The following is a 20320-nucleotide window of genomic DNA, read 5'->3' as shown; positions in this document are numbered from 1 at the left end:
AACTTTAACCTCCCTCAATATGATTTAAATCAAATTATTTTTCTACAGATAGACCCATTAAGTATGCGGCTAAAGCATCAAGCTCTTCATCTGTGAATTCTTTACCATTATTTAAAGCTTTCTCTTCTGGCATTAGGTTCCCTGGTTTAAGCTCTTGTGAGTTTTTAATCCAGTCTTTAATACCATCTTCTGAGTGTTCAAGGAAACCAGCAACACGGTTACGATCTCCAAATGCAGCTAAGTTAGGTGCAACTCCGCCTCCAGTACCCTCACCAGAAACTGCGTGACATGAAATACAACTATTAGCGAATACTTGTTCACCTAAATCAGTTGATTTTTTATCAGCTGTCTTCCCTTTAGTAGCTTGCATGTTATCAACCCACTTGTTGAAGTTATCTTGGCTTAATGTTTTAACTTTGAAATCCATTAAAGCATGTGAAGGACCACAAAGCTCAGCACATTTACCATAGAATACTCCGTCTTTCAAACCATCTGATTCTTTATCAAATGTCAAATAGAATTTGTTGATGTTATCAACATTCGTATCCATTTTACCACCGATAGCTGGAATCCAGAATGAGTGTTTAACGTCAGCAGCTTTTAAATTGAAGTAAACTTTCTGACCTGTCGGTACTACTAATTCTTGAGAGGTTACGATACCTTGTTCAGGGTATTCGAATTCCCACCAATATAATTTAGCAGTTACGTTTACAGTAACCGCTTTCGCGTTACCATCAGCGTCTTTTGCTTCCATCGCTTTAGTATCAGCGAATTTGTAAGTTAAACTTACAGTCGGTACAGCTAAGATTAATAATAAAACGATAGGAATTGCTGTCCAAATAATTTCTAGTGTATGGCTACCTTCAACTTGCTTTGGAATTGTATTTTCCCCAACTTTTTTACGTCGGAACTTAACAATAGCAAGCACGTAGATGATAACCACTACGATAATAACAAACGTCATAATTGCAGTAGATAATAGCAGTAGATTGTATTGATCTTTACCAACTTGACCCGCTGGAGTTAAAGTTGATAAATACTCTTCGCCACAACCTGAAAGGAAAATCGTTAGTGCTGCTAACAATCCGAATAGACGCCATTTTTTAAGCCCTTTCATCATAGCTTAATTAAACCCCTCTTTCTTTGTTGTATTTACATGTGTAACTAGGACTGTGGTTCATTCTATATGAATTCCTTTAAAGAAAGAATCCCAAAGTTAGGCAAAGACAGAGAAAATGATCATTGAAACGAATAATATAGTCATATAATTTAATGAATAAATAAACATCTTATTCGCCCATTTTATATCATCTGTCGCTTTAAAACCTGTTAAAGCAAGTGCGAACCAACCAAGGTTCAATACTGTTGCGAGAATAATAAATCCTATTCCAAGCTGCATAAGCAGAAATGGTAGTGGGAATAACAATATTACCCATACTAACATTGAACGTTTAGTTCTTGCAAAGCCTTTAACAACTGGAAGCATTGGAATATTGGCTGCTCTGTATTCTTCAGTACGTTTCATAGCAAGTGCATAAAAATGCGGTGGTTGCCATACAAACATTATCAAAAATAGTGCCAATGCACCAGAACCAAGTGATGGTTCAACAGCAGCCCAGCCGATCAGTGGTGGAATGGCTCCTGAGATACTTCCTACAACGGTATTACTTACATGCCTTCTCTTTGACCACATGGAGTACAAGACTACGTAACATAGTATGCCTGCAAGTCCCCACATACCGGCAGCAAAAGATGCCATAAATAACAAAAATTCACCTACAATTAAAAGAGTGAGAGCTATTGTCAATACAAGGCTCGGTTTAAATCTACCAGTAACTGTCGGTCTTGACTTTGTCCGTTTCATTATTGGATCAATATCTTGATCAATGTAATTATTCATCGCACCAGATCCTGCAATAATGAATGCCGCACCTACTAAAGTAAAGAACATGATATTCAATTCTTGTAAAAAATGTTTATTAGTGAATTGAAAGGCCAACCAAAGCCCTGTAAAAGTAGTAACTAAATTGGAATTAACAATGCCAATTTTGATAAGTGCTAGAAAATCTTTTACTAGAGAAGTTGTTTCAGGTTCCGAGTTTCCATCAGCAGACAATATACGACCATTTGACATATTCCCCCTCCTTTCGATTGATAAGCATATTCCGTTAACCCTACTATAACGAATAATAACGTTGATTTCTAGACAGAAAGTGAAATTTCATGTCGAAGGGTTGGTGGAACCAGTTTCTCTGACACAACATATCTATAGTAAATCATTTTCTTGTTTTAATTGTGAAGGTTCTTGTACGAAATTATGAACAATTTGTGAAATCGTTTTCTCTTTAGAATGACAATATTCTATACAAGTTGTTTTTTGGTCCTATTTTCGCTATCATCAGAAAGGCAGGTACCACCTTTAAAAGGTGATTACTATATATAAAGTAGGTGGCAATTATGCAATATAGTAAATACATGAAATGGTTTGCTGTTGCTGCAACAATTGGAATGTTGCTCATTTTACTGGGCGGAGCACTCGTCACAAAAACTGATAGTGGTATGGGCTGTGGTAGACACTGGCCTGATTGTAACGGTTCTCTAATACCAAAAGAAATAACTACAGAAGTGTTGATTGAATTTTCCCATCGTGTCGTTACTGGAGCCGTGTCATTTCTTATTTTGATCTTAACAGTTTGGGCTTGGAGAGTATTAGGACATATACGTGAAGTGAAATTCTTATCTTTCATGGCTTTATTCTTCTTGATTGCACAAGCTTTAATCGGTGCTGCTCAAGTTTTATGGGGACAAGGCGATTTTATATTAGCTCTTCATTTTGGTATATCACTTATTTCATTTGCAGCAGTACTCTTACTCACATTAATTATTTTCGAAGTTGACCAAAAATTTGATGCGGACAAGGTCATTATTGGTAATACGCTAAAAAGACATACAATAGGTGTTACAATCTATTCTTATCTAGTAGTATATACAGGTGCCTTAGTACGTCATACAAATGCGAGCTTAATTTGTCCAGATTGGCCATTTTGTAATAACAACGATATTGGATTACCTACTAATTTCTATGAGTGGGTTCAAATGGGTCATCGCTTTGCAGCTGGATTAATCTTCGTATGGATTTTATTCATTGCAATTCATGTTATTAAACATTATAAAGAACAACGTGTCCTCTATTGGGGTTGGATTATCGCACTAATAATAGTTTCTCTTCAAGTGTTAGCGGGTATGGCTGTAGTACTTTCTCGATTAAATATCTTATTAGCATTACTACATTCGCTATTAATCACACTTTTATTTGGTTTATTGTGTTATATGATTCTATTATTATCTAGAAGTCGACAAAAACAAAAAAGTAACTAAATAATAAAAAACACGCCTTTGCAAATGCAAAGGCGTGTTTTTTTGCTAGTTATTCCATTTCGATTAGTAAATCACCTGTTGAAATTGCATCTCCAGCAGCTACATAAATTTCTTTTATAACTCCGTCCTTAGGTGCTTGAACAGTCGTTTCCATTTTCATAGCTTCTGTAATCAGCAAATGCTCACCGCGTTTTACGGGGCTACCTTTAGAAATAGCTACCTTCAATACTGTACCTGGCATTGTTGCGCCAATTTGATTTGGATTTGCAGGGTCTGCTTTTGCTTTACGATCTCCATCTACCTCAACTGTCATATCTTGAATAATAATTTCACGAGGTTGACCGTTTAATTCAAAGTAAAGGACACGTGTACCATCATATTGAGCTTCTCCAATGGACACTAGCTTAATGATAAGTGTTTTACCTTTTTCTATCTCAACTTCAATCTCTTCACCCAGTCTTAAACCATATAAGAATGTTGGCGTATCTAATACCGATACATCTCCAAACATATCTACTGTCTTCATGTAATCTTCGAAGACTTTTGGATATAAAGCTGTCGCCAGTACTTCATGACTTGTAATTTGACGATTATATTTTTTAAATAATTCATCGCGAAGTTCTTTTAAATCTATTGGCTCTAATAATTCTCCCGGTCTTACAGTAATCGCTTCACGGTTTTTTAAAATTACTTTTTGTAATTCTTCTGGGAATCCACCATATGGCTGTCCTAAATAACCTTGGAAGAATTCAATTACTGAGTCTGGGAAATCAATTGTTTTACCTCGTTCAATGACTGATTCTTCATCTAAATCATTTTGAACCATGAATAAAGCCATATCACCTACTACTTTCGAAGAAGGTGTTACTTTAACAACATCTCCAAATAACAAGTTTACGCGGGAATACATACTTTTCACTTCTTCCCAACGGTCGCCAAGCCCGACACCTTTAGCTTGCTGTTGTAAGTTACTATATTGACCTCCCGGCATTTCGTGAACGTATATTTCAGAATGTGGGCTGTTCATGCCACTTTCAAAGTCGCTGTAATATTTTCGAATATCTTCCCAGTAATAAGAAAGTTTTTCTAGACCGTCAATGTCTGCTCTTACTTGTCGTTTGCTACCTTTAATCGCATAGTAAAGTGAATTTGCACTTGGTTGCGATGTTAGACCTGCCATTGAGCCAAGCGCTGTATCAATAATGTCTACGCCTGCTTCAATTGCTTTAGCATATAAATAAATACCATTGCCACTTGTATCATGTGTATGCAAATGAATTGGTAAATCTGTCGATGCTTTTAATTCAGAAATTAAACGATAAGCTGCTTCTGGCTTTAATAAGCCTGCCATGTCTTTAATAGCTAAAATATGGGCCCCAGCAGCCTCTAATTCTTTCGCCATATCTTTATAGTATTGTACTGTATATTTTGCTCTAGAATCATCTAGGATGTCTCCTGTGTAGCAAATAGCTGCTTCTGCAATCTTACCCGACTGTCTTGTTGCATCAATGGCTACTTCCATACCTTTAATCCAGTTCAAACTGTCGAAAATACGGAATACATCAATTCCCGCATCTGAAGATTTTGAGATAAACTCTCTAATAATATTATCTGAATAGTTTTTATAACCTACTGCGTTCGCACCACGCAATAGCATTTGGAATAGCACGTTTGGCATTTTTTCACGTAGTTTAATTAAACGATCCCATGGGTCCTCTTTTAAGAAACGATATGCAACGTCAAAAGTTGCACCACCCCACATCTCTAGTGAGAAGAAATTATGCATAATTTGTGCTGTTTCATCTGCAATATTAAACATATCACGTGAGCGTACACGAGTCGCCAACAACGATTGGTGTGCATCACGCATAGTCGTATCTGTTAACAATACATCATCTTGCTCTTTAATCCATTGTACAAGACCTTCAGGACCACGTTCATCTAAGATTTGCTTCGTACCAGCTGGAATTGATTGTACAATTTTAATATCTGGTTTATGAGGTTTCGAGAAAATTGGCTTCTGTTGATATTCAATTCCAGGGAAACCATTAACCGTAACATTACCGATATAACTTAATAGTTTTGTACCACGGTCCTTACGTGGAGAGAATAAAAATAGTTCTTGCGTTGTATCGATGAAACTTGTATCAAACTTACCATCTATAAAATTCTGATGACGAACAACATTTTCTAAAAACGGAATATTCGTTTTAATACCACGGATACGGAATTCTTGTAGATTTCGATCCATCTTAGCAGCTGCTTCTTTAAATGTCATTCCCCAAGTTGAAACTTTAACAAGTAATGAATCATAATATGGTGAAATAACTGCACCTTGGAAGCCGTTACCAGCATCTAAGCGTACGCCAAAACCTCCACTTGAACGATAAACCATCAATTTACCAGTGTCAGGCATGAAATTATTTAACGGATCTTCAGTCGTTACACGCGATTGAATAGCAAATCCGAAAAGTGGGATTTGTGATTGCAGAGGGATGCCAATTTCTTCACTATGTAAAGATAAACCTTCTGCAATTTTAATTTGTGCATGTACAATATCAATCCCAGTAACCATCTCTGTAATCGTATGCTCAACTTGGATACGAGGATTTACTTCGATGAAATAAAATTGGTTACCCGCTACTAAAAATTCTACAGTCCCTGCATTTATGTAGGACACATTTTTCATTAATTTTATTGCAGCCTGACAAATTTCTTCACGTAATTCAGGAGTAATTGAGTTCGAAGGTGCAATTTCAACAACCTTTTGATGACGACGTTGAATAGAACAATCACGTTCATATAAATGAACAATATTCCCTTCTTTGTCTCCTAAAATTTGCACTTCAATATGCTTTGGCTTGTCTACAAATTTCTCTACATACACATCATCAGACCCAAATGCAGCTTTCGCTTCTGACTTAGCTCTATCATAAGCTTCTAAAGCATCAACAGCAGAGTGCACAACGCGCATACCGCGTCCTCCACCACCAAGTGCAGCTTTTATCATTAACGGGAAGCCATACTGCTCACCAAACGCTAACACCTCATCAATAGATGTAACAGGTCCATTTGTTCCAGGAATTACGGGAATATTAGCTTCGACAGCTTGTTCACGAGCTTTTACTTTGTCACCAAACATATCTAGATGATTAGATGTTGGACCGATGAAAATAACTCCATCTTCTTCACAACGTTTTGCAAAATCTAAGTTTTCAGACAAAAAACCATAACCAGGGTGGATTGCGTCCACTCCTGCATCTTTTGCTATTGCTAAAATTCCTTCTATATCTAAGTATGCATCTATAGGCTTCTTACCATCACCAACAAGGTACGCTTCATCAGCTTTGTAACGGTGATACGAGCCACTATCCTCTCTCGAATAGATAGCTACTGTTGTAATATTTAGCTCTGTACACGCCCGAAACACGCGAATCGCAATTTCACCACGGTTTGCTACTAGAATTTTTTTAATTGCCATTTCCCTTGCCCCCTAGACTTTATTCCTTTCCCTTTTAACAAACATGGAGACATTTATGAGAATCCCCATAGCTAAAGATAACAAAATTATAGAAGTTCCGCCATAACTAATAAAGGGAAGCGGTACACCAGTTAACGGTATAATCCCTGTTAATCCACCGACATTTACGAACGTTTGGAACCCTATCATACTAGCAATACCAGCTGCTATCATTCTCGCCATTGGATCCTTTGCACGTAAGGCAATAAGCAATGCTCGAATTACAATAAAGCCTAAACCACCTAACACAATTGCGACCCCTAATGTGCCCAATTCTTCTGAAATAATCGCTAAAATAAAATCTGTTTGCGGTTCTGGTAAATAACCCATTTTTTGTACAGATTGACCTATACCTAGCCCTTTAATGCCTCCAGCACCAATTGCTAAATAACCGTTCACGATTTGATATCCGAAAAACTGCTCGTCCTCGAAAGGATTAAAGTAAGCGTTAATTCGTCCCATTCTTTTCTCAGTAAAAAAACTATCTCTTATAAAGAAAATACCAATTAACGCAATTGTCATACAAACACCTAAAACACCAAGAATTTTACCAAAGGTTTTAAATTTAATTCCACTCGCTGCAATAACTGAAATAGCGATAAAGAATATAATCATCAAACTCCCTAAATCTGGTTCAAGAAAGATCATAAATGCCGCTGCAAATAAAACGAAAATAGGTGGAATGATAGATTCATTTATATTATCGATTTTTCCTTTTTCATATTTCTTCGTAAAGACTGCAGAAAAATACAATATGATAATAATCTTCACAAACTCAGATGGCTGTAAATTTGCAAAACCTAGATTAATCCAACTCTTTGCTCCAGAGTCTCCCGGACTAAAGCCAAAAAAGTAAACTGATAAGAGTGAAACGAACATAAAAATCAACATCGCTAGAATCACTTTATTTTCTTTGTAAATTTTGTATGGAATAAAAGCCCCAACTGCAAAAGCAACCGCACCAATACATAAGTTCATAATTTGCTTTTTATAAAAATAGTCAGCGCTATATCCTAATTGATTCACTGCCCACACCATACTTGCGCTATAAATCATAACAAGTCCAAAAAGACAAAGTAATAAATATGTAAAAAACAGTGGATAATCGAAATTTCTTGCATATCTTTTTAAGTATGTTTTCATGCGAATACCTCTTTTACTAATCTTGTAGCAAAAAAACCCAAACAACAGCGTGTTTGAGTTTTTTACTTATTTCTCTGTAAATGCATCATGCAACACAGATAATTCTTTTTCAAGTGAATCAAGAATCTCTCTTCCCTTTTCACGTTCAAGCAAGCCTAACTTAACTGCAAAATCAATTTCGCGTGATAAGCCAAACATTTGTGTATCTAAAACTTCTTCGTATAGTGGGCATTGTGGCATTGTTAAATGCTCCATCTGTACTCTTATAAGCTTAGCAATTTTATCTGCGTCAGCAATAAGGAGTTCCAATGCCTTCTCCTGATATGAACTTTGCGATTTTGTATCCATGAGGACGCCCCCATTACCTGATATTTCTTCTATTCTATCTTAATAAAGTTTATCTTTTGCGCAGTAAAATTGCAAGTATATAACTATGTAAACCGTGTAACCAATTTTATTTCTTTATTAACTACATAAATTAGCTGTATACTGAGATATGGAATGTACTATTCAAGGAGGAATCAACATGGAATCTATCATTCAAATTAAGGGTGCCGTGAATTTTGCTATCACATTAGATCCGACCGTTTGGATTTTTGATGATCGTAAATTAGATCTAGACACATATTTTACTGAAGAACGAGTAATTAAAAACGCTGACGAAGAGTATATGGAAAAAGCAGGTAAACACTGGTCACGTGAAATTATGGAGGGCGCCACATTTCCACCAACTTTAAAATCCGAACGGAAATTTGAGAAAAAACACATGATGACTGGCACATTTGGTATCATATTAAAACCATTCCTTAACAATGCAGAAATTAAAGATGGCGCAACTACAGTTATTCTAGAATGCCGAGATGGCTCGGAATATAACTTCTCTATAGAAGATGCTGAGTCCCTTATCTTAAAATATAGCCAAGACGGTAAAATGCTGACTGATAACGGTCCTGTTTATGTACTCAACGGTGACGGTTCAAATGTAGAGAACCCAATTAAAGGTCTTGTAGCGATTCGAGTAGAATAGGGGGACTTAAACGATGCGAGTTAAATGTGTCATTTGCGATTCTATTAATGAATTACCCGATTATTCACCAGAAGCAAAAAAATTACGAAATCGCCCTATCCATACGTATATGTGTCCAATATGTCATGATCGCATTTCAGAAAGAACAAATGCCCGTATAGCAACTGGTCGATTTATCTTTAGAAAAAAACACTCTCTTGTCGAAGATGAATTCTAGATATTCTATGTAATGTAGGTTAAATAAAATATAAAAAGAGCAATTGAGATTCAGCTACTAGCTTGTCCTCAATTGCTCTTTTTTATGTGATTTACCAGACCATTATTATACTGTTTGTGCTTTTTTATCTCTTCGCAGACCAATTTTATACATGATTAGCACAAGTGCGATAATCAATAATCCTTCTACTACAGGTAAATAAGTTGCAAAGAATGTCAAAAAGATACAACCAACAAACAAGAAGAAATAAATAACGATATTTTGCCAAAATTTAAGTTTTTTCGCAAACCCCAGATTGTAAACAACAATCGATAATGCAAAAATAACCACTAACAAAATATTACTAGCAACACTAAAATCAGATGCATTTTGATAAACATACTTGGCTACCGGATACATTTTATCAAATACAAATGCATCATTATTTGATACATCAGGTGCGGCAAGTTGAATAAAATTCAGTTCACTTAAAAAACCGGATTTAATATCCAAGACTTTCCTTCCTTTCGTTTAGCGAATGATTACTCAGCGCTACGTGATTTCTTAGCTTCTTTTTCGCGTTCGTTTTTATTTAGAATTTGTTTACGAAGGCGAATAGATTCTGGTGTTACTTCACAGTACTCATCTTCAGCCAAGTATTCTAATGCTTCTTCAAGAGTTAAAATACGAGGTTTTTTAATAACATTCGTTTGGTCTTTGTTAGCTGAACGGATGTTTGTTTTTTGTTTCATTTTGATGATATTAACAGTAATGTCTGCATCACGTGTATTTTCACCAACAATCATACCTTCATAAATATCAGTACCTGGTTCAACAAATAGTGTACCACGGTCTTCAATTTGCATCATACCATAAGTAGTTGATTTACCTGTTTCCATAGAAACTAGTACACCTTGACGACGTCCACCGATTTTACCTGATAGTAATGGTTGATAGCTATCGAATGTATGGTTGAGAATACCGAAACCTTTTGTTAAAGACATAAATTCAGTTGTATAACCAATTAATCCACGAGCAGGTACCATGAAGATTAAACGAACTTGGCCACTACCATTGTTCACCATATCTAACATTTCACCTTTACGTAAACCTAATGATTCAATAATTGAACCTACAGCATCTTCAGGTACATCGATTTGTACACGTTCAAATGGTTCACATTTTACACCATCAATTTCTTTAACGATAACTTTTGGTTTAGAAACTTGTAATTCATAACCTTCACGACGCATGTTTTCAATCAGGATCGATAGGTGAAGTTCACCACGACCTGAAACAGTCCAAGCATCTGGAGAATTAGTATCTTCTACGCGTAAACTTACATCTGTTTGTAATTGAGCGCGTAAACGTTCTTCAATTTTACGTGATGTTACCCATTTACCTTCGCGACCTGCAAAAGGTGAGTTGTTTACTAAGAAAGTCATTTGTAATGTTGGTTCATCGATACGTAAAGGTACTAAAGCTTCTTGGTGTTCAGTTGGACAAACAGTTTCACCTACGTTAATGTCTTCCATTCCTGAAACAGCAATTAAATCACCTGAGTATGCTTCTTCAACTTCTTCACGTTTTAATCCGAAGAAACCAAAGATTTTAGTTACACGGAAATTTTTCACAGTGCCATCAAGTTTCATAAGTGCAACTTGTTGTCCAACATGGATTTTACCGCGGAATACACGACCGATACCAATACGGCCAACATAGTCATTATAATCAAGTAATGCTACTTGGAATTGTAAAGGTTCATCACGAGTATCAGCTGGTGCTGGAATGTGACTAATGATTTCTTCAAATAAGCACTTCATATTTTCTTCTTGTTTAGCTGGGTCTGAATCAAGTGATGCAGTACCATTTACACCAGAAGCAAATACGACTGGGAATTCTAATTGATCTTCATCAGCACCTAATTCGATTAATAAATCGACTACTTCATCCACTACTTCTGTAGGACGCGCTGAATCTTTATCTACTTTGTTTACTACTACTATTGGTGTTAATTTTTGTTCTAATGCTTTTTTCAACACAAAACGAGTTTGAGGCATACAACCTTCATATGCATCTACAACTAAAAGTACACCGTCAACCATTTTCAGGATACGTTCAACTTCTCCACCGAAATCGGCATGTCCTGGTGTATCTAGGATATTGATACGAGTACCTTCGTAGTTTACTGCTGTATTCTTCGCTAAAATTGTAATACCACGTTCACGTTCGATGTCGTTTGAGTCCATTGCTCTTTCTGCGACATTTTCGTTTGAACGAAAAGTACCTGATTGTTGTAATAATTGGTCAACCAATGTCGTTTTACCATGGTCAACGTGAGCTATAATTGCAATATTTCTAATGTCTTGACGTAAATTTGTCATTATTCCACTCCACATTCTATTTTCGAGTCCATAACTGTGTTATTATAACACAAGAGATGTTTTTTGTCTTTTCTTAATAACTAGTATTTCAATTTTTTTTATTATTTCGCAGTATAATTATTAGTTCGACATTAAGTTAAAATCACTTATAAGACAAACAAATTCATCAACTGGAGGTTTTAAAATGAAAAATGCAAAAGTCGTTATGGCTTTTTTTGCGTTAGCTGCAGTGCTAGCTATGTGTTCGATTGGAATTGCAGTTGCCTTTAAAAGCGTAATTGGTATCATTGGGGCCATTTTATTGGTTTGTGCCATTATGGGCTATGGCTTCAAAACAAAACGTCAATTCCGCGATAAAGGTTTGCTGTAACTCTTCTCAAATAAAAAGAATGAACTGGCAATTTGCGAGTTCATTCTTTTTATTTATATCTATATTCTATTTCAAATGAACGAATTGTTCAATGATTGTCTTATGAATTTTAGGATTTGCAATAATAAATGTATCTTGTTCTTCCAAATTAATCGCTTCATTTCCTAAGTTTGACACAATCGCACCGACTTCATTAGCAATCACTGCACCACCAGCAATATCCCAAGGTGATAATCGCATGGACATGTAAGCATCCATCCGTCCACATACTACTGCTGCAATCTCTAAAGTAGCAGAGCCATATGATCTTGTCCCTCTAACATTATGAACAAGGTCAATCATCTTTTTGTGTTCGATGTAGCGATTTGGTGTAACCCAAGTAGCGTTTATCCCAATAATCGCTTCATGTAACGGTAACGGTTGCAGCCTCTCTAACTGGCGCTCATTCATATATGCTCCTTGTCCTTTGATAGCATAATACAAATCATTGCGCATTACATCATATATGTATCCTAGTTTTCCAATGCCATCAACATAAATTCCAATTGAAATCGCAAAATTACGATGCTGTCGTATGAAATTCATCGTCCCGTCAATCGGATCAATTATCCACACGACACCATCCAATGATTCAAGGGGTTCCCCCATCCCTTCCTCACCGAGAATTTTAAATACAGGATCATAAGAATGAATTTGTTCAATAAAAAACAATTCTGTTTCACGATCAATATTCGTTACAAGATCATTCGCATTAGCCTTTGTATCAATTTCTAACTTTTCAGAAAGTGATTGACGAATTCGTTCGCCTGCTTCTTGAATAATTTTAACTGTAAATTCATGTATTGCTGTAATCTCCACCATAGCCCCACCTTTCGAAGCAAAAAAAACATCATTTCTATAAGTACAAGTTAATGTTTTTTGCCTATCTCTATTATAGCAAAAAAACATCTGCTTCTCATTTGATTAGCAGATGTTCACCGGCGAATTTTGATTCTCTCTTTAGGCAAAAGCATGAAATGCCTCCAATTCCAAATGAAGTTCAGAAAGGCGAATTTTGCTTAATTCAATTTGTTTTAAATCCTCGTCTTGCAGAGCATCAAATAATGTTGCTAGTTCATAATCCATTTCTAATTGCAGACCCTTCACATATTGCTTTTCATAATCAACTTTGCGAATAATGTGTACTACTTGTTTCATACTAACCAGCTCCTTTTTATTTTGTTTGTGCAAGCTAGGACTTAAAGTGTCTTACTACATTATATGCATGATGTGAAAAATGATAAGTCCTTCTACAAGATTTTTTCCCAAATTTCTAATAAAATAAACATAAACTTTCAAAAGGAGTTAAATTATTATGCAAAAAACAAAATGGACACAAAAAGATTTCGACGTTTTCTCCATCGAAGGTTTAGAGCCTCGAATGGAAGCACTTATCCATACCGTAAGACCTAAATTTGAAGAATTTGGTACGACATTTTCTACATATTTCTCCGCAAAAACTGCAGATGAATTTTACCCACATGTAGCAAAACATGCACGTCGTAAAGTAAATCCCCCAAAAGATAGCTGGGTCGCATTTGCTCCGTACAAACGAGGCTATAAATCAATTCCTCACTTTCAGCTTGGCTTATTTGGTACTCATCTATTCATAATTCTTTGCGTTATTTATGAAGCACCAAGTAAAGTTGAAATTGCTGATCGTTTGCTTAAAAAACAGAATTTATTTAAAAAGCTACCAAAAAATTTTTATGTTTCAGGTGATCATTTTTCTCCAGAAGGCATTCATATCAAAGATGCTTTGAATGATGGTCAGCTAGTCGGTTTACTTGAACGCTTACGTGATGTAAAAAAAGGAGAATTTATAGTTGGTCTACAACTTCCAAAAGAAGATGCAATCCAATTAACCGCAGAGGAATTTGAGAAATTAACTGAAGAAACGTTCGATGCACTACTTCCTATTTATAATTCTATGGTCAACAAAAAGTAAAAGAACAGGCATAAGCCTGTTCTTTTACTATCTTTTTCTTGATTCACCTTTAATTTTCGAACCAGCTGGAGCATCTTTCATTTGCTTGATAATTGAATAGCTCACATAGCCACTAACTTCTTCAAATTCGCGGAAAATGGTTTTTTCTTCAGCCATCGCTGGCACGATTTCTTTGAATCGTCTATATTTCGACATTAGGTCTTCGCGTTGAACACCTGTTTCATATGCTTTTTCTATTGCTTGGAAGAACGCAATTACATCTACAATCTCTTCTGTAGACCAGTCCGTTGAAAACGGATAAGAGTATTCCATAATCTTACCTACCTTTTGATTCAGGCTAATATAGCCTTTTTATTGTTCTCCCCATTTTAAGCGTATTTCAGTTGCCTGCGCAACCATTCGCTGTATAAGTTCCTCTACAGTCGGTTCATCTCGGATTAAACCTATTACTTGTCCAGCCCAACCAAACCCTTCATGTTCCTTACCTTCATATATAAATTTTTTATTTGCTTGACCACTTATATAATTTTTTAAAGCTTCATATGTTGGAGTTACTTTTTCAATATCATGAATTTGATCCGTCCAACTATTTCTTATTGCACGTGCTGGTGCACCAAGAGATCGTTTAATAACAGTAGTATCTGCTTCCGTACTATGAATTAAAGTGTTTTTATACGCAGCAGAAGCATCCACACATTCTTTCGTCGCGATAAAACGCGTCCCCATCTCAATACCTTCTGCACCTAATGCAAGTGCTGCCATCCACCCACGTCCATCACCTATACCTCCTGATGCAATCACCGGAATAGAAACAGCATCTACAACTTGAGGTACTAGTACCATTGTTCCGATATCATCTCGACCAAGGTGGCCGCCACCTTCTTGTCCTACAACCATAACGGCATCTGCACCTAATTCTTCAGCTTTTTGCGCTTGTCTACGTGCAGCAACTAATACCAATTTCTTAATATCTGTCCCTTCTAATTGCTTAAAAATCGGCGCAGGATTTCCACCTGTCATTGATACTACCGGAACTTTTTCCTCGATTGCTACCGCTAACATATGATCAAATGAGCGACCATGTTGTCCAATAGCATAATTAACACCAAAAGGTCGATCTGTTAATCGGCGTACTTTTTGAATTTCTTTACGTAATGCTTCAGGGCTTTCTAAGCTCATAGCTGTAATTTGCCCTAATCCTCCTGCATTCGACACAGCTGCAGCTAAATCTGCATATGCTAAATAAGCAAGTCCACCTTGAATAATCGAATACTCTATACCTAATAATTCTGTCACTCTTGTTTTCCATTTCATCTGTTATAACTCCCCTTTGTTTTCCTATAATAAACTGGTTCTCCAAATATGAGGAAAACCCTTTTTTCATTTTTTATTTCCCAAGAAATAAAATAGGCATGTGAAAAATTCAAAAAGAATTTCCACATGCTTTCCTTAGAATATGAGCATTGCAAATAATGGGCAAATAAATGCACCAATAACAGCACTTAACGTCATTGAAACAGAACCCATGGATAAGGTTTTTTCTCCGTATTCAGTAAGTTTGGAAACACCGAAACCATGAGCTCCTCCTCCCATCGAAATTCCTCTGCTCACCGCAGTATCAATTTTACAAACACGGAATATAAACGGCCCTAAAATGGCGCCAGTAAATCCTGCCACCATAACAAATACAGCAGTCAGAGACGGAATCCCACCCAATGAACCACTTACTTGCATTGCAACAGGTGTTGTAATCGATTTTGGCAGTAACGATCTCACCATTTCATCATCAAAACGCATTAACTTTGCCAAAGCAAAGACACTAATAAGACCCGAAATCATAGCTACAATTACACCCGAAATTATTGATAATTTATATGTTTTAATCATATGCCTTTGTGTATACAATGGATATGCTAAACTAACAACTGCAGGCCCTAGCATTACATCAATCCATTTACCACCAATCATATATGTTTCATAAGGAATATTACCTAATACCAAAATAAAAACACCGATTATGGTCGTTGTTAAAATTGGTAACAAAAACGGAGTCGAAAAACGAGCATATAATCTTGACATTAGATAAAAAACAAAAATAGTTATAAGAATAATGGCTACAGCTTTCATTTTACGACCTCCTTCATTTCTTTCTTCTCTAAAACTTTACAAATTCTCCCTGAAACAATAATTGTGCAAATCGTACTAGCAATAACTGTGAGTAATAGCAATATACCCTGCAAGGATAATAATTCAGGATACTTTATAACACCTACAGTTGCCGGAACGAAAAACAACGGTAAAATTGCTAACATAAATCCTGCCCCTTCTTCGATCAATGACACTGGCATTATATTACTAAGTAACAGAGCTAATAAAATAAGTAAACCAACAATACTACCTGGAAATTTGATACCTAATAAATTCACGATAGTCGTACCAACAAACGAGAAAATGTATAGAACTACCATTTGTAAAATTATTCGTATCCATTTAATTGATTTTTGTTTAATAAATTTAATTTTCATTGAATTTTTTTGCTTCAATTTCGTTGAATCCATTTGTGATGTTGTTGAATTTTCCACTTCTATTTTTTGTTCTGTAATTTTACTTATATCAGATTCTTTCATTTCTGGTTCTGTTATTTCCAACTCATTTACCGCTGCTTCATCGACTTCTTGCTCTTTTACTTCCACATTTACTACTGACTCTTTAATAACTATCTTATAATTGCTTTTTTTGTGTCTGACTAACTTATAATTACCTACTTTAGATTGCATTTCGAAACTCCCCTTTTAACACATGTCGCGTTTATGAAGTAATACGAAATATTGTACGCCTATCTTCTCTAGATGTCTATGAATCTAACTGGAAAAAAAAAGAAGCTACCCCTCATTAACTATGTAATGATAGATAGCTTCTTTCCTATTTTCATTCATTAAAATCAATCGTCAAGGTTTTCTGCTGCACGATTCTTCTTCAACATTTTAGACAATAGTTCATAAACAAGTGGCACGATGATTAATGTTAAAACAGTAGAACTGATTAAACCACCGATTACTGTTACACCTAAGCCTTTTGAAATCAAGCCGCTTCCTTCTGCACCAATCGCTAATGGAATTAAAGCGCCAACTGTTGCTAGTGCAGTCATTAAGATTGGACGAAGACGTGTTGCACCGGCTTCCAAAATCGCTTCACGCATCGTCATGCCTTCATGTTCCATATGAATTACTCGGTCGATCAATACGATCGCATTTGTCACTACGATACCTATTAACATTAAAAGACCAATCATTGAAGATACACTGATTGTTTCGCCAGTTATCCATAGCGCTACTAAAGCACCAATTACGGTAAATGGTAGTGAGAACAGGATTGATAATGGTGCCAAACCTTCTCCAAAAGTAACTACAAGGATGAAGTAAACAATCGCAATTGCTGCTAACATAGCTAAACCTAATTGAGTGAAAGCTTCAGTCATATCTTCTGCTACACCGCCACTATTCACTTCAACATTGTTTGGTAAATCTAGCTTATCAATGTCTTTTTGTACAGCACTAGACGCTTTTGTAATGTCTTTAGAAGTTACTGTCGCTGTTACATTCGCATAAAGTTTTCCTTTACTACGATTAATTTGGGATAAAGTTGTACCCTCTTTGACATCTACTACTTCTGAAAGTTTAACTTCCATGCCAAGTGGTGATTTTATTTTTTGTTTCAATACATCATCAAAATCATCAGGTGATGCTGTTTCTTTATGAACATAAACTTCGACTTTCTTGCCATCCTTATCAATTGAAGTTAATACTTCCGATTGGACGTTCGGATTAATCGCCATAGCAATTTGCCCCGTAGTTAAACCTAGTTTTTTCACTTTATCTTGGTCAATTACTAATGTATGTTCATCATAAACTTCAGAAAGCGTTGCTTTTACATCTTTTAAATCATCGCGTTTGTTCATGATTTTTTCGATGTTTTTGACAACTGGTTTAATGTCTTCCATCGTATTACCATAAACTGAGTAATTTAACTCGCTGCTTGAACCTGTCATTGAGAAATCTTGGTTTTTCCAAGTTCCTGTTTGGTTAACTGCAACGATTTCTTCTACTAATTTAGTTTTTACATTACTAAATTCTTTTGTATCTGGATCATAAATAATGTACATTAAAGCACCGTTTGAAGCACCTGGCATCATAGGATTAGCTCCACCGATTGATACTTGAACTGTCTGAACATCTTTTTTGTCCATTACCATCTTCTCTACTTCTTCAACGTCTTTAATAACGCTGTCACGTGTTTCTCCTGGTTCTGGAGTATACGTTAAGTAGACCATTTTTTGCTCATCTTCTGGCATGAAACTAAACCCTACAAACGGAGCCAAGAATAGACTTGCTACTAAAATAACAATTGTACCAATTGAAGTTACTAGTTTATGGTCAAGTACCCAACTTAGTAATTTCTTATAGCTTTGTGATAACTTACCATGCTCTTCTTTTTTCGTTTGTTTTTTACCATACAGCTCTTTTTTAAATAAAGAATGAGCTAATACTGGAACAACAGTAATAGCAACGATTAACGATGCACCTAGAGCAAATGCCATTGTTAAAGCAAACGGCATAAACAATTCGCCAACCATGCCTCCTACTAATCCAAGCGGTAAGAATACAGCTACCGTAACTAGTGTTGAAGATAGAATTGGCTTGAACATTTCAATCGTTGCTTCACGAATTAAAGCACGACCATGTAATTTCTCACCTTCTAAATATATTCTTCTATAAATATTTTCAACTACTACAATAGAGTCATCAATTACACGACCAATTGCGACCGTCATTGCAGCAAGCGTCATCATATTTAATGAAATATCCATTTGTTTCAAAATTAATACCGAGATTAATAGTGATAATGGAATTGATATAATCGATATGATTGTTGAACGAATATTACGTAAAAATAGCATGATAATAATAACGGCAAAAATAGCACCGAATAATGCTTTATTTAACATTGTTGATACAGACTTCTCAATAGGTTCACCTTGATCCATCGTGATATCAATTTTCATACCTTTATTATCTTTTTCAAATTGTTTTGAAGCATCTTTTACGTCATTTACAACATCAACCGTATTGGCCTCTTGCGATTTTACTATTTGAACCGCAATTGCCGATTCACCATTTGTACGAGAAACAGATTCTACGTCACCGATCAGTTTGATATCAGCGAGTTTTCCTAATTTCACAAACGGTTCAGTTGATGGTTGCTGCTGAGTTAATCCAGCTCCTGCTTGAGGTTGAACAGGAATATCTAAGTTTTTCAACTCTTTTAAAGTTGTTAATTTACCGTCAACTACGACCGATTGCTCCGTATCTTTAAATTGGAACATACCGAGTGGGACTTTAATATCCATTGCTTGAATGTACTGCTTAACCTTTGCTTCATCTAGACCATATTGTGCTAATTTCTTTTGGTCATATGTTAATTGAACTTTTTCAACTTGTTGCCCAGTTACTGATACTGAAGCAACACCATCGATTGCTTCCATTTTAGGAACGAAGTAATCTTCTACTGTTTTTGTTAACTCATCGATTGTTTCTTCCTTATCAGAAACACTTAACGCTACTACTGGGAAGGCGTTAATGTTAACTCGATCAATGGTCGGTACTTGCGCAGTTTCAGGAAGATCTATTTTATCAATTGCTTCCTTTACATTGTCAACCGCTTCTTTCATATCTGCACCATATTTAAATTCAATTTGAAGACTTGAGGCGTTTTGATATGAATTTGAGTAAACAGATTTTACTGATTTTAAATTATTAACTGCCTTCTCAAAGGGAATTGAAATATCATCTGTTACTTGCTCTGGTGTAGCACCAGGATAAACTGTTGTTACAGTAACTATTGGAACTGAAATATCAGGAATTGATTCAAGCTTCATTTTAAAGCCTGCATAAACCCCCGCCACTGCTACGATAATTGTTAATAACCATACAGCTAGCTTGTTTTTCAGCATAAACTTAATTATAGAATGCACCTTTGCACCGCCTTTTTTTGACTATTTGGTCACTATTTTATATAATAATGACTGATTAGTCAGTTGTCAAATACTACGGATAGGGAGTGAGTTATTATATCTAAGCAAAAATTAATAATTGAAAAGGCCGTAGAATTATTTGCACAAAATAGTATAGCGTCGACCTCTATTCAAGATATAACAGATGCATGTGGTATTTCTAAAGGTGCCTTTTATTTATCTTTCAAATCAAAAGATGAGTTATTCATTGCTATATTCGAACATTTTTTACGAGAAATTATTGG

The 20320-nt window shown here is 35.7% G+C and carries 19 protein-coding genes and 1 pseudogene; 6 read left to right on the top strand and 14 right to left on the bottom strand.

Going from position 1 to position 20320, the window contains the following annotated elements:
* Positions 1-34: 34 nt before the first annotated feature.
* Positions 35-1120, bottom strand: coding sequence for a cytochrome c oxidase subunit II (gene coxB / locus ACQKM9_RS02125; protein WP_427732233.1), 1086 nt, complete (start codon positions 1118-1120; stop codon positions 35-37).
* A 96-nt stretch (positions 1121-1216) separates the two neighbouring features.
* On the bottom strand, positions 1217-2134 hold the full coding sequence (gene cyoE, locus ACQKM9_RS02120; RefSeq protein ID WP_427732231.1) for a heme o synthase: 918 nt from the start codon (positions 2132-2134) through the stop codon (positions 1217-1219).
* Between the two features lie 323 nt (positions 2135-2457).
* On the opposite strand from cyoE, the gene ACQKM9_RS02115 reads away from it, so the two are divergent.
* A complete protein-coding gene (locus ACQKM9_RS02115) occupies positions 2458-3378 on the top strand; it encodes a COX15/CtaA family protein (RefSeq protein ID WP_427732229.1) in 921 nt (306 codons plus the stop codon).
* Positions 3379-3427: 49 nt separating this feature from the next.
* Here ACQKM9_RS02115 and pyc read toward each other — a convergent pair whose 3' ends face one another.
* The 3 genes from pyc to ACQKM9_RS02100 all read right to left on the bottom strand — a co-directional run bounded on the left by pyc (position 3428) and on the right by ACQKM9_RS02100 (position 8389).
* The gene (gene pyc, locus ACQKM9_RS02110; RefSeq protein WP_427732227.1) at positions 3428-6859 is read right to left on the bottom strand and encodes a pyruvate carboxylase; all 3432 of its coding nucleotides are present in this window, start codon (positions 6857-6859) and stop codon (positions 3428-3430) included.
* 12 nt (positions 6860-6871) lie between these two features.
* The gene (locus tag ACQKM9_RS02105) at positions 6872-8041 is read right to left on the bottom strand and encodes an FtsW/RodA/SpoVE family cell cycle protein (protein ID WP_427732225.1); all 1170 of its coding nucleotides are present in this window, start codon (positions 8039-8041) and stop codon (positions 6872-6874) included.
* Between the two features lie 66 nt (positions 8042-8107).
* On the bottom strand, positions 8108-8389 hold the full coding sequence (locus tag ACQKM9_RS02100) for a YlaN family protein (protein WP_038183678.1): 282 nt from the start codon (positions 8387-8389) through the stop codon (positions 8108-8110).
* A gap of 178 nt (positions 8390-8567) precedes the next feature.
* Between ACQKM9_RS02100 and ACQKM9_RS02095 the strand changes: the two genes are divergently transcribed.
* Positions 8568-9068 carry a peptidyl-prolyl cis-trans isomerase gene (locus ACQKM9_RS02095; RefSeq protein ID WP_427732223.1) on the top strand — a complete coding sequence of 167 codons (501 nt, stop codon included), beginning with the start codon at positions 8568-8570 and terminating at the stop codon, positions 9066-9068.
* A 13-nt stretch (positions 9069-9081) separates the two neighbouring features.
* A complete protein-coding gene (locus tag ACQKM9_RS02090) occupies positions 9082-9285 on the top strand; it encodes a YlaI family protein (protein ID WP_038183673.1) in 204 nt (67 codons plus the stop codon).
* Between the two features lie 105 nt (positions 9286-9390).
* Here ACQKM9_RS02090 and ACQKM9_RS02085 read toward each other — a convergent pair whose 3' ends face one another.
* Together ACQKM9_RS02085 and typA are read right to left on the bottom strand one after the other, a co-directional pair.
* Positions 9391-9777, bottom strand: a complete 387-nt coding sequence (locus tag ACQKM9_RS02085) for a YlaH-like family protein (protein WP_427732221.1) — start codon at positions 9775-9777, stop codon at positions 9391-9393.
* A 29-nt stretch (positions 9778-9806) separates the two neighbouring features.
* Positions 9807-11648: a translational GTPase TypA gene (gene typA, locus ACQKM9_RS02080; RefSeq protein WP_427732219.1), complete on the bottom strand. Its 1842-nt coding sequence runs from the start codon at positions 11646-11648 to the stop codon at positions 9807-9809.
* Between the two features lie 184 nt (positions 11649-11832).
* Here typA and ACQKM9_RS02075 point away from each other — a divergent pair, with 184 nt between their 5' ends.
* Complete coding sequence (locus tag ACQKM9_RS02075) at positions 11833-12018, top strand: DUF5325 family protein (RefSeq protein ID WP_427732217.1); 186 nt, start codon at positions 11833-11835, stop codon at positions 12016-12018.
* Positions 12019-12084: 66 nt separating this feature from the next.
* On the opposite strand, the gene ACQKM9_RS02070 is transcribed toward ACQKM9_RS02075, so the two are convergent.
* Positions 12085-12876 (bottom strand): inositol monophosphatase family protein, encoded by a 792-nt coding sequence (locus ACQKM9_RS02070; RefSeq protein WP_427732215.1) that lies wholly within the window; start codon positions 12874-12876, stop codon positions 12085-12087.
* Between the two features lie 141 nt (positions 12877-13017).
* Positions 13018-13215, bottom strand: a complete 198-nt coding sequence (locus tag ACQKM9_RS02065) for a hypothetical protein (RefSeq protein ID WP_427732212.1) — start codon at positions 13213-13215, stop codon at positions 13018-13020.
* Between the two features lie 157 nt (positions 13216-13372).
* On the opposite strand from ACQKM9_RS02065, the gene ACQKM9_RS02060 reads away from it, so the two are divergent.
* A complete protein-coding gene (locus ACQKM9_RS02060; RefSeq protein ID WP_427732210.1) occupies positions 13373-14005 on the top strand; it encodes a YktB family protein in 633 nt (210 codons plus the stop codon).
* 27 nt (positions 14006-14032) lie between these two features.
* On the opposite strand, the gene ACQKM9_RS02055 is transcribed toward ACQKM9_RS02060, so the two are convergent.
* The 5 genes from ACQKM9_RS02055 to ACQKM9_RS02035 form a co-directional block, all read right to left on the bottom strand.
* Entirely contained in the window at positions 14033-14317 is a 285-nt protein-coding gene (locus ACQKM9_RS02055) for a UPF0223 family protein (protein WP_427732208.1), read from the bottom strand.
* Positions 14318-14356: 39 nt separating this feature from the next.
* On the bottom strand, positions 14357-15319 hold the full coding sequence (locus ACQKM9_RS02050) for an NAD(P)H-dependent flavin oxidoreductase (RefSeq protein ID WP_427732206.1): 963 nt from the start codon (positions 15317-15319) through the stop codon (positions 14357-14359).
* Between the two features lie 135 nt (positions 15320-15454).
* The gene (locus ACQKM9_RS02045; protein WP_427732204.1) at positions 15455-16132 is read right to left on the bottom strand and encodes an LrgB family protein; all 678 of its coding nucleotides are present in this window, start codon (positions 16130-16132) and stop codon (positions 15455-15457) included.
* Entirely contained in the window at positions 16129-16782 is a 654-nt protein-coding gene (locus ACQKM9_RS02040) for a CidA/LrgA family protein (protein WP_427732202.1), read from the bottom strand. Before ACQKM9_RS02040 ends, ACQKM9_RS02045 begins: the two co-directional genes overlap by 4 nt.
* Positions 16783-16946: 164 nt before the next feature.
* Positions 16947-20036 (bottom strand): efflux RND transporter permease subunit, encoded by a 3090-nt coding sequence (locus tag ACQKM9_RS02035; protein ID WP_427732201.1) that lies wholly within the window; start codon positions 20034-20036, stop codon positions 16947-16949.
* Between the two features lie 93 nt (positions 20037-20129).
* Between ACQKM9_RS02035 and ACQKM9_RS02030 the strand changes: the two are divergent.
* Positions 20130-20279, top strand: a pseudogene (locus tag ACQKM9_RS02030) (TetR/AcrR family transcriptional regulator); the annotation flags it as partial.
* Positions 20280-20320 lie beyond the last annotated feature (41 nt).

It is taken from the genome of Viridibacillus sp. NPDC093762 (genome assembly GCF_050279675.1).
In the GTDB taxonomy this organism is placed as follows: domain Bacteria; phylum Bacillota; class Bacilli; order Bacillales_A; family Planococcaceae; genus Viridibacillus.
Note: the sequence above shows the minus strand (reverse complement) of the source record. Positions and strands in the feature narration are given on the sequence as shown.

Bases quoted from the DNA above. Each gene is read 5' to 3' on its own strand.
- ACQKM9_RS02065 (WP_427732212.1), bottom strand. From the start codon at position 13,215: ATGAAACAAGTAGTACACATTATTCGCAAAGTTGATTATGAAAAGCAA.
- ACQKM9_RS02095 (WP_427732223.1), top strand. From the start codon at position 8,568: ATGGAATCTATCATTCAAATTAAGGGTGCCGTGAATTTTGCTATCACA.
- coxB (WP_427732233.1), bottom strand. From the start codon at position 1,120: ATGATGAAAGGGCTTAAAAAATGGCGTCTATTCGGATTGTTAGCAGCA.
- ACQKM9_RS02100 (WP_038183678.1), bottom strand. From the start codon at position 8,389: ATGGATACAAAATCGCAAAGTTCATATCAGGAGAAGGCATTGGAACTC.
- ACQKM9_RS02040 (WP_427732202.1), bottom strand. From the start codon at position 16,782: ATGCAATCTAAAGTAGGTAATTATAAGTTAGTCAGACACAAAAAAAGC.
- cyoE (WP_427732231.1), bottom strand. From the start codon at position 2,134: ATGTCAAATGGTCGTATATTGTCTGCTGATGGAAACTCGGAACCTGAA.
- pyc (WP_427732227.1), bottom strand. From the start codon at position 6,859: ATGGCAATTAAAAAAATTCTAGTAGCAAACCGTGGTGAAATTGCGATT.
- ACQKM9_RS02055 (WP_427732208.1), bottom strand. From the start codon at position 14,317: ATGGAATACTCTTATCCGTTTTCAACGGACTGGTCTACAGAAGAGATT.
- typA (WP_427732219.1), bottom strand. From the start codon at position 11,648: ATGACAAATTTACGTCAAGACATTAGAAATATTGCAATTATAGCTCAC.
- ACQKM9_RS02075 (WP_427732217.1), top strand. From the start codon at position 11,833: ATGAAAAATGCAAAAGTCGTTATGGCTTTTTTTGCGTTAGCTGCAGTG.
- ACQKM9_RS02105 (WP_427732225.1), bottom strand. From the start codon at position 8,041: ATGAAAACATACTTAAAAAGATATGCAAGAAATTTCGATTATCCACTG.
- ACQKM9_RS02050 (WP_427732206.1), bottom strand. From the start codon at position 15,319: ATGAAATGGAAAACAAGAGTGACAGAATTATTAGGTATAGAGTATTCG.
- ACQKM9_RS02045 (WP_427732204.1), bottom strand. From the start codon at position 16,132: ATGAAAGCTGTAGCCATTATTCTTATAACTATTTTTGTTTTTTATCTA.
- ACQKM9_RS02090 (WP_038183673.1), top strand. From the start codon at position 9,082: ATGCGAGTTAAATGTGTCATTTGCGATTCTATTAATGAATTACCCGAT.
- ACQKM9_RS02115 (WP_427732229.1), top strand. From the start codon at position 2,458: ATGCAATATAGTAAATACATGAAATGGTTTGCTGTTGCTGCAACAATT.
- ACQKM9_RS02060 (WP_427732210.1), top strand. From the start codon at position 13,373: ATGCAAAAAACAAAATGGACACAAAAAGATTTCGACGTTTTCTCCATC.